Genomic DNA, 243 nt, shown 5'->3' on the forward strand with positions numbered 1-243 from the left:
GCTTCATCCGGATTCTCTGAGCCCACCGTGTTCACCACCACCGTGGTGCTGTTACGTCTGGCTTTCAGCTGAATGGTGCAGTTCTGTACCGGTTTTCCTGTGCCGTCTTTCAGGACTCCTGAAATCTTTACTGCCATATTCACCCCACAAAAAAGCCCACCGGTTCCGGCGGGCTGTCATAACACTGTGTTACCTGGCTAATCAGAATTTATAACCGACCCCAACGATGAATCCGTCAGTACG

At 51.4% G+C, this 243-nt stretch carries 1 protein-coding gene; it reads right to left on the bottom strand.

Annotated features, from left to right (window positions below):
* The coding region (locus MKD49_RS26250; protein WP_170973687.1) for a prophage tail fiber N-terminal domain-containing protein at window positions 1-137 on the bottom strand (137 nt) is incomplete at its 3' end.
* Window positions 138-243 lie beyond the last annotated feature (106 nt).

The organism is Herbaspirillum sp. WGmk3 (genome assembly GCF_023952535.1).
Lineage (GTDB): Bacteria > Pseudomonadota > Gammaproteobacteria > Burkholderiales > Burkholderiaceae_D > Herbaspirillum > Herbaspirillum huttiense.